Source organism: Dinghuibacter sp. (genome assembly GCF_035492835.1).
Lineage (GTDB): Bacteria > Bacteroidota > Bacteroidia > Chitinophagales > Chitinophagaceae > Dinghuibacter.
Map to the genome: position 1 here is coordinate 1 of NZ_DATJIY010000128.1, position 8,146 is coordinate 8,146.

An 8,146-nucleotide genomic window follows, 5' to 3' on the forward strand; every position below is an offset into this window, starting at 1 on the left:
GCAACGTCTTTATCACGGGCAAAGCCGGCACCGGCAAGACAACGCTGCTGCACGAGATCAGGCGCCAGGCGGGTGGAAACCCGGTGGTCGTGGCTTATACCGCGGCGGCGGCGTTGAACGCCGGCGGCGTGACCATCAGCTCATTCTTCCAGGTGCCGCGCGGGCCGCTGCTGCCCGCGGATGGCGATAACGAGACCCTGGCGGTTTCGCCGGATAAGCTAAAGCTCTGGCGGGCGCTCGAGCTCATCATCATCGACGAGATCAGTATGGTGCGGGCCGACATGCTGGACTACCTGGACCGCCTGTTGCAGGAAGTGCACGCGTCCACCGAGCCCTTTGGCGGGGTGCAGGTGATCGTCTTTGGGGACCTGTTCCAGCTGCCGCCCGTCACCAACACGGATTGGCCCATACTGGCCCCGGTCTACGAGACGCCGTATTTCTTCTCCAGCCGGGTCTTCCGGCGGAGCCCTTTTTGGACGTTCGAACTGGAACGCGTTTACCGGCAGGACGACCCGGTCTTTATCGACATCCTCAACAGTATTAGGCTGGATAACATCGGCGACCACCTGCTGGCCGTGCTCAACACGCGGTACAGCGCCACCGGCGCGCCCGCTGATTACGTGACCATCACCACGCACAACAAGCTGGTCAGCCAAACCAACCGCGAGCGGCTGGAGGCGCTGCCGGGCGACCTGTTCAGCTACCCCGCGGCCGTTAGCGGGGACTACCCGCGCGACGCGTTCCCCAGCGACGAGCTGTTACAGCTCAAGGAGGGCGCCCTGGTCATCATGACCCGGAACGACTCGTCCGGCAAACAACAATACTACAATGGCCGCGCAGCCACGGTAATACAGCTGTCCGCGGGCCACATACGGGTGCGTTTCTCCGACGACGGGACTGAGCTCGAGGTCGCGCGGGAAGTGTGGAAACACACCCAATACGACCTGTCCGCCGATGGCGGGAAGGTCACCGAATCTGACGCCGGCTCGTTCACGCAGTACCCGTTGAAGCTGGCCTGGGCCATCACCGTCCACAAGAGCCAGGGGCTCACCTTCGACAAGGCGGCCGTCGATGTCAGCGGCTCTTTTGCCCATGGCCAGGCCTATGTGGCGCTCAGCCGGTGCCGGTCCCTGCGGGGTTTGGTGCTGAACGCGCCGGTGACCCGGTCCAGCCTGATCATCGATCCGGCCATCGTCGGGTTTATGTCGGGGCTGCGCCGGCTGCAGGGCGCCGGAACCGAAATCGCGGAGGCGTCGGGCGACCGGCAGTTCAAGTTTTTGCGCAGCCAGTTCGAATACCCGTTGGTGAAGAAATACGCCGGGCAACTGGGTCACGAGGACCTGCACCGTTTGTTGAAAGACGACCTGGCGGCCAATGCGCAGAAATTCCTCGTCAAGGAGCTATCCGTCCCCGGGGCATTGCAGGCCTCGCCCCGCCTGATCGCCCGTTTGCAGGCCGCCGCCGGATATTTTCTGCCCCGGCTCCATCAAGCGACCACGTTGCTCCGGCAACTGGCGGAGGGTGACACCCGTCTTTCAGTGATCAACACGCTGCTCCTGGAACTGTCCCTCCGGGAGACGTTTTTTACCGCGATCCGGGACAGCCTGCCCTTGGCGGACACCCCGGACCTCGTCCGCAAAAGCAAGACCTCGTTCCAGCCCGCGCACAAGAAGCGACCGGTCAAGGAAACGCCGCTCGTCCATCCGGAGCTGTACAACAAGCTGTGCGCGTGGCGCGCCGAATGGAGCCGGTCCAACGGGATCCCCGAATACCAGGTGATCACCGACAAATCCCTCAAAACCGTGGCCAACAAGGCCCCGCGCCAGCTCGACACGCTGGCGTCCATCGCCGGCGTCGAGACTCCGGGCGTGGCGCAAAGCCTGTTAAAAGTCGTGCAGGCGCATTTTGGAACGCAGGAGCTGTTTTAGAGCAAGGCTCATTGGCTCTTTAGCGTACTGGCGGGGTTGGCCAGCGCCGCCTTCACCGATTGCACGCTCACCGTACACAGCGCGACGAGCAGCGCAAAGACCCCGGCTATGCCGAATATCCACCAGTCCAACCCCGTCCGGTAGGCGAAGTTTTCCAGCCAGCGGTGCATGCCCCACCATCCGAGTGGCGCGGCGATGACCACCGACAGCAAGACCAGCTTGACAAAGTCGTAGGATAGCAGTACGGTGATGCTCGTCACCGTCGCGCCGAGGACCTTGCGGATGCCGATCTCCTTGCGGCGTTGTTCGGCCATGAAAGCGGAAAGGCCAAAAAGCCCGAGACACGCGATGATCACCGCCAGCGTTGCAAAGGCCGTGAACAGCTGTCCGCTGCGGAGCACGTCGGCGTACATCGCCGCGAACTGCTCGTCGAGGAAGGTATAGCGGATGGGTTGACCCGGGGAAAAGCCTTTCCAGAGTGCGGTAAGGGCGTCCAGCGCCCGTTTTGCGTGAGCGCCATCGATCTTGGCCGAGACGATGGACGGGCTGAAATCCAGCCGCATCACCAGGGGCCCGATACCGGAGTGCATCGACGAATAGTTGAAATCCCGGACGACGCCGATGATCGTATAGGTGTCGCCCTCGAATTGTACGATCCGGTGACCCACCGGGCTGGTCAGTCCCAGTTGCCTGGCCATCGTTTCATTGATTACCACGGCGTGATCGTCGGTGGCCATCGCCTTTGAGAAATTACGACCCGCAACCAGCGTCATGCCCAGCGTTTTTATATAATCCTCGTCCACGTGGAAGACCTGGGACTCGAACGTGGGGTCGTCCTTGTGCCCTTCGTTATAAAAGGTCTGCCCGTTCCGCTTGGTACCGTCGACCGGCAGGAAGTCGCTGATGGTAACGCTTTTCACCGACGGCAGCTTGGACAGCTCGGTTTTGAAGGCCCTGATCTTATCTTCCGGCAGCGTATTGACTCCCTGGATCATGACCACCTGGTCTTTGTCAAAACCCGCATCCCGGTTCAGGAGGAAACGCATTTGCTTGTAGATGACGATGGTGCTGATGACCAGGATGACCGACGCGGCGAACTGGAATACCACCAGTATGTTGCGGAGGAGCGAATTCCGGGCGCCCTGGCTGAGCGTGCCTTTAAGCACGAGCGCCGGCCGGAATGCCGACAGGTAGAAGGCGGGATAGACGCCCGCGATAACCCCGATCGCCAGTGCGGCGAGCGCCATCACCGGCGCCAGCCACCACGCCGTCCAGGGTATGACCAGCTCCCGTCCCGCCATGGTATTGAAATAGGGCAGCAGGACCTGCGCCAGGACCAACCCCGCCAAAAACGAAAGGAGGCTGTACAGGACAGATTCCGTCAGGAACTGCGCGACCAACCCGCCGCGCGCCGATCCGACCACCTTCCTGAGCCCGACCTCCTTCGCGCGGTTGGCGCTTCGGGCGGTCGACAGGTTGATGAAATTGATACAGGCGATCGCCAGTATAAACGCCGCCACCAGGCCAAACAGCCAGACAAAACGGATATCCCCGTGCGCCTGCCGGTCCTCGATGTCGTAGGAATGGAGGTTGATGTCGCGCACCGGTTGGAGCCGCACGTGGACGCCGGCAAGAAATTTCCGCGCGCTGGCTTCCGGCTGCCCCGATTTAATCGCAACCGGGATGAAATATCGGTTGACCAGGTCGGTGGTCATCAGGTCGCTGAAGGCGACCGGGTCCACGTCCCGTTTCAATTGTACGTAACCGGTGTAATTGAACGCGTTCCAGCTGGTCTGCTCCCCATCCCAGAGTGAATGCCCCTGGAGGCTCATGATAAAGTCGGTGTTCCGCAGGTGCGAATCCTGCGGTATATCCGCCATCACCCCGCTGATCTTATACGGCGTCTGGCGTTGGTCGTTGAGGTACACCACTTGTCCGATCGGGTTGATGCCGGGGAAAAACTGTTCGGCCTTCCGCCGGGAGATCACCATGCTGCGCGGCTCGGTCAGCGCCGTGGCCCTGCTACCATAGACCATCGGGAAACCCAGCATATCCAGGGTCTCCTGGTCGGCGTACACAAAACCTTCCTCGTAGGTGTTTTCCGTTGCCTCCGCGGGCCGGAATTCATTGTGACCGGCGCCGTCGAAAAGGGCGTTGTCCAGCCAGCGGCCCGATCGCGCTACCTGCGGAAAGTCGCTTTTTATGACGGCCGCCATCGGCGCGGGGCAATTCGTGCTCTTTTGGACCTGCCCGTTCTCATCGTCCTCGAGGAAAACGCGGAATATCCGGTTGCCATCGGGATACTGGCGGTCGTAGCCGGTCTCATACCGGATGTACAGACCGATCAGCAGGCATACGGCGATGCCGAGGGCGAGACCACCAATCTTAACGGTGGAGTAGAGCTTTTGCTTTTTCAGCTGGCGGAGCGCGATGCGGAGGTAGTTGCGGAGCATAGGGCTGTAGCTACCAGGGGCGTGCCAAGTGTTTTTGCATTGACAATCAACGCCTCATGATGTCGGTAGTGTCCGGTGACGCACATCGGTTGTCCGGCGGCGACACACCCTTGTGCACCTGCGGGGGCTTTTAATTGCAGGACCTTTAGTAAAAGAACTGCTCCTTCACGACCATACCATCTTTTACGTGGAAAACGCCGACCTCCTCCAGGGTCAACCGCGGCTTCCCCTGGAAGGTCACGTCCTGCCGCAGCACGACGCTGAAATATTCCCCCGCGACGATGGGCTCGCTACAGGTATAGCTGTGCGTGGTCTCGATCGTGGCGCGCCGCGCAATCCCCTTTGCCTTGACCGCTTCGCGCCCGTTGGTCAGGATGGGAAACCCCATCGCCGCCGCTTTTTCGGGCTCCTGGCAAACGACGTCCTCGGCGTAGAGCGTGTCCTGGACCTCGATAAATTTCCGTTGATTGACCAGCTCGTGATAGCGCGTGGCTGTTTCTTGTGTTGTCATACCGTATTTTTTTCAAAGATGGGGGTGGGGGATGACAACCCTATGTCAGCAGGCCGCTCAGTGCAGCACAAAAACCGCCGACGGGAACGCGGGGTCGTTATATACTTCGGTAAGCATCCGGACGGTATCCGTCGTGTCGAAGATCATCACCTGCGGCGTGCGGGCGTAGTACCGTGGCCACCGGGGCAGCGGCTCTCCCGTTTTTATAAAATTGACCCACACCCCGTGCATATCCAGCGCGAGTTGTTTTTCTACGCCGTTGGCCGCGCTGGGCGCGTCCCAGATGTAATGCAGCTCGTTCCCATGCCGCGCGCCCAATGGCTTACCCGCGCGGTACCGGTAACGGTACATCCAAACGGGGTTGCCGTCGTCCGACAGCACCTGGGCAAAACGATACGCGTGCATCTGGTACATATACTGCGTAAGCGTCTTTACCGCGGCGGCATAGGGCGTGTCGGTCCGTAGCAGGCGCCGGTAATAGGCGAGCGCAAAGGGCGCGTTGTCCCGGAACAGGTCCTTCATGGCATAATCATAGTCGGCGGTTGGCCCGATAAACGCGGCGCCTTCGTCCTCGTTCGTCCCGATCAGCACCGGGACATGGGACAGGTGTATCTTATAGGCGTCATCCGTGATTGTTATGCCGTCGTAAACCGGCCCCAGCTGCGAGTTCCCGCCGAGACCGTCACAGATGCGGCCCTGGGCGCGGATCAGCGTGTCGGCGGGCAGGGTCGGCAGCTGACGCGGGTCGCCGATGCCCAGCTGCCGCAGCAGCCGCGCGCGTTCGTGGAGAGCCGTCACCGTATCGCGGATACACTGTACCGAGCCGCTTTCGAGTATGGCCTGCCGGTAGAGGCCTTTTGAGGCGGGGGAGACCATGACGGCGCTCAGCAGCTTGGCGCCCGCCGATTCGCCCATGATCGTTACCCGGTCCGGGTCGCCGCCAAAGGCCGTAATGTTCGCGTGGATCCATTTCAGCGCGGCCACTACATCCAGCAGCCCCAAGTTCCCCGACTGCGCATATTTTTTGTCCACGTCGCCCATGTACAGGAAACCCAGCGCGCCCAGCCGGTAGTTGATGGTCACGGCGACGATGTCGTCCTTGTCCGCAAAGGCGTGCCCGTTCATGCCGCGCCCGCTGCCGTTGGTCATGCTCCCGCCGTGCACCCACACCACCACCGCCCGCCGCCGGTTATCCAACGCCGGCGTATATACATTCAGGTAAAGGCAATTTTCGGAACCCATGGTCTTCTCCCCCGCGGGCTGCATAGCCGAAGCGCCAAAGGCCGTAGCGTTCAGCGTATCGCCCCAACGCTCATGGGTAACCGGCGGCATAAACCGTTTTGGCGGCTGGGCGTAGGGTACGCCCTTAAAGACCGCGACCCCATTTTCCATGACGCCGCGGATGTAGCCTTCGGCGGTTTTGGCCACCGGCGCCGGCTGGCCGGACGCGCGATCGGCGGGCGCCTGGCCGGCCGTGCCCAGCGCGACAGCGCCAAAGAAAACCGCGAGCGCGCCGCGCGTCGCCGCACGAAATGATAATCCTATCGATTCCATCGGATAAACCTACGAAAAAAAGAAAAGCCCACCGATCGGTGGGCCTTTCCTATTGCGGACGATCAACGGGTGTTGAAGACAGCTCGCCGTTTTCGTTAACATAGGCCAGCATCTCAGTCCAATCCTGGTGGCCTTTGTTCTGTTTGCGTTCTTGCATTTTTTCCAGCTTTTCCTGTCTTTTCTCTCGTTGCTTCTTTTCCCGCTGGCGTTTGTTCCAGCTTTCTGACATAGCTAATCCTCTTTCGCGTATACACACAAAAACCCGCCCATTCGAAATTAGCGAGACAGAATGTCAGAAATGCTGTCGATCGCCGGCAACAGTGACAGGGAATGGCCGTATCTTTGTCACATGCTACACCGGTTCCCACCCCCGCCGGATAAGGCGGATACATCTTTTATCGCCAGCAAAACCGAGACCTTCGCCAAGCTCAAAACCGAATCCCTCCCCAACCAGCGTACGGTTTTGATGACCGGGCACACGCTGATCTTCGTCCTGAAAGGCGTAAAGCTGCTGCACTTTCCCGATATGACGGTAAGGGCCTCGCCCGGCGAGGTGATCCTGCTCCGCAAGGGCATTTATGTGATGGCGGAATACGTCGAAGACGGGCTCGACTTCGAGGCGGTGATGCTTTTCCTTCCGGGTAAGCTGTTGCGGTCGATGGTGGCGCACAGCGGCCCGCGCGAGAACGGGCACAGCGGCGCGCGGCGCAACGACAGTTTCGTCGTTTTCCCCTCCACCGAAGTCATCGATAGTTTCAAAAAAGGCTTCCGGGGCTATTTCGGCGCGTCATTGCGCGGCCTGGACGAGCTCCTCCCATTGAAACAGCGGGAGATCCTGTTGCTGCTCCTGGAAGGCCCGCAGGGCGACCGCGTCCGGTCGTTCATCCGCGACGCCGTCGGCGACGAACCCGCGGACATCGACTATGTCGTCAGCAGCTATCTGCTCCAGCCGGTGACCATCGAAGAGCTGGCGAACCTCGCCAATTGCAGCCTGGCGAAGTTCAAACGGGACTTCCGCGAGCGCTATCAGTGTTCGCCCCGCGCCTGGATCAACCAACAGCGGCTGGCGCACGCGCGCATGCTGCTGCAGAACACGGACACACCCATCGCTGGGGTCGCGCGCGAGTGTGGGTTTGACAACGCCGCCCATTTTATACAGCTATTCAGGAAGGCATACGGCGTGACACCCACCGCGGCCAGAGCCGAAATCGATACAATGTGAGCCAAATGCCCGCGGCGGCGCCCCGACCTTTGCCTCATGAAAATCCTATTGATCGGTGGTCACGGAACCATCGGAAAAAGAGTCGCGAAAGCCTTTGCGGAACGCGGGCATGACGTGGTCATCGCGGGCCGGAAGAGCGGCGCCGTACAGGTGGACATAACGTCCAAGGTCTCCATCGAAGCCATGTACCAAAGCGTCGGCGCCGTCGATGCGTGTATTTGTACCGCCGGAACCGGTTTCTATGGGCCCTTTGACGATATGACCGCGGAGCTGATGATGCCCGGGATACTGGGCAAGCTCCTCGGACAGGTCAACCTCGTCCTGGAAGGCCAGCGATACCTCAACCCCGGCGGCTCCTTCACGCTGACGAGCGGTATCGCCGCAGAGCACCCGGCGCGCAACGGCACGTGCGTCGCCATGATCAATGGCGCGGTCAACAGCTTTGTGCTGGGCGCGGCGCAGGAGATGACCCGCGAAA

At 60.9% G+C, this 8,146-nt stretch carries 7 protein-coding genes; 3 read left to right on the top strand and 4 right to left on the bottom strand.

The features are described 5' to 3' along the window. Positions 1-1,928: AAA family ATPase (locus VL547_RS11790; protein WP_325577921.1), on the top strand; the 1,928-nt coding region annotated here is incomplete at its 5' end. A gap of 8 nt (positions 1,929-1,936) precedes the next feature. Here the strand turns inward: VL547_RS11790 and VL547_RS11795 are convergent. The 4 genes from VL547_RS11795 to VL547_RS11810 all read right to left on the bottom strand — a co-directional run bounded on the left by VL547_RS11795 (position 1,937) and on the right by VL547_RS11810 (position 6,675). Next, on the bottom strand, positions 1,937-4,381 hold the full coding sequence (locus VL547_RS11795; RefSeq protein ID WP_325577923.1) for an ABC transporter permease: 2,445 nt from the start codon (positions 4,379-4,381) through the stop codon (positions 1,937-1,939). A 145-nt stretch (positions 4,382-4,526) separates the two neighbouring features. Next, positions 4,527-4,892, bottom strand: coding sequence for a SnoaL-like domain-containing protein (locus tag VL547_RS11800; protein ID WP_325577925.1), 366 nt, complete (start codon positions 4,890-4,892; stop codon positions 4,527-4,529). Positions 4,893-4,949: 57 nt separating this feature from the next. Further along, positions 4,950-6,446 (bottom strand): carboxylesterase/lipase family protein, encoded by a 1,497-nt coding sequence (locus tag VL547_RS11805; RefSeq protein WP_325577927.1) that lies wholly within the window; start codon positions 6,444-6,446, stop codon positions 4,950-4,952. Between the two features lie 49 nt (positions 6,447-6,495). Next, on the bottom strand, positions 6,496-6,675 hold the full coding sequence (locus tag VL547_RS11810; RefSeq protein WP_325577929.1) for a hypothetical protein: 180 nt from the start codon (positions 6,673-6,675) through the stop codon (positions 6,496-6,498). Between the two features lie 60 nt (positions 6,676-6,735). On the opposite strand from VL547_RS11810, the gene VL547_RS11815 reads away from it, so the two are divergent. Both VL547_RS11815 and VL547_RS11820 read left to right on the top strand, forming a co-directional pair. Then, on the top strand, positions 6,736-7,668 hold the full coding sequence (locus VL547_RS11815) for a helix-turn-helix transcriptional regulator (RefSeq protein WP_325577931.1): 933 nt from the start codon (positions 6,736-6,738) through the stop codon (positions 7,666-7,668). Between the two features lie 36 nt (positions 7,669-7,704). Continuing rightward, a partial coding sequence (locus VL547_RS11820) for a short chain dehydrogenase (protein WP_325577933.1) occupies positions 7,705-8,146 on the top strand: 442 nt, incomplete at its 3' end.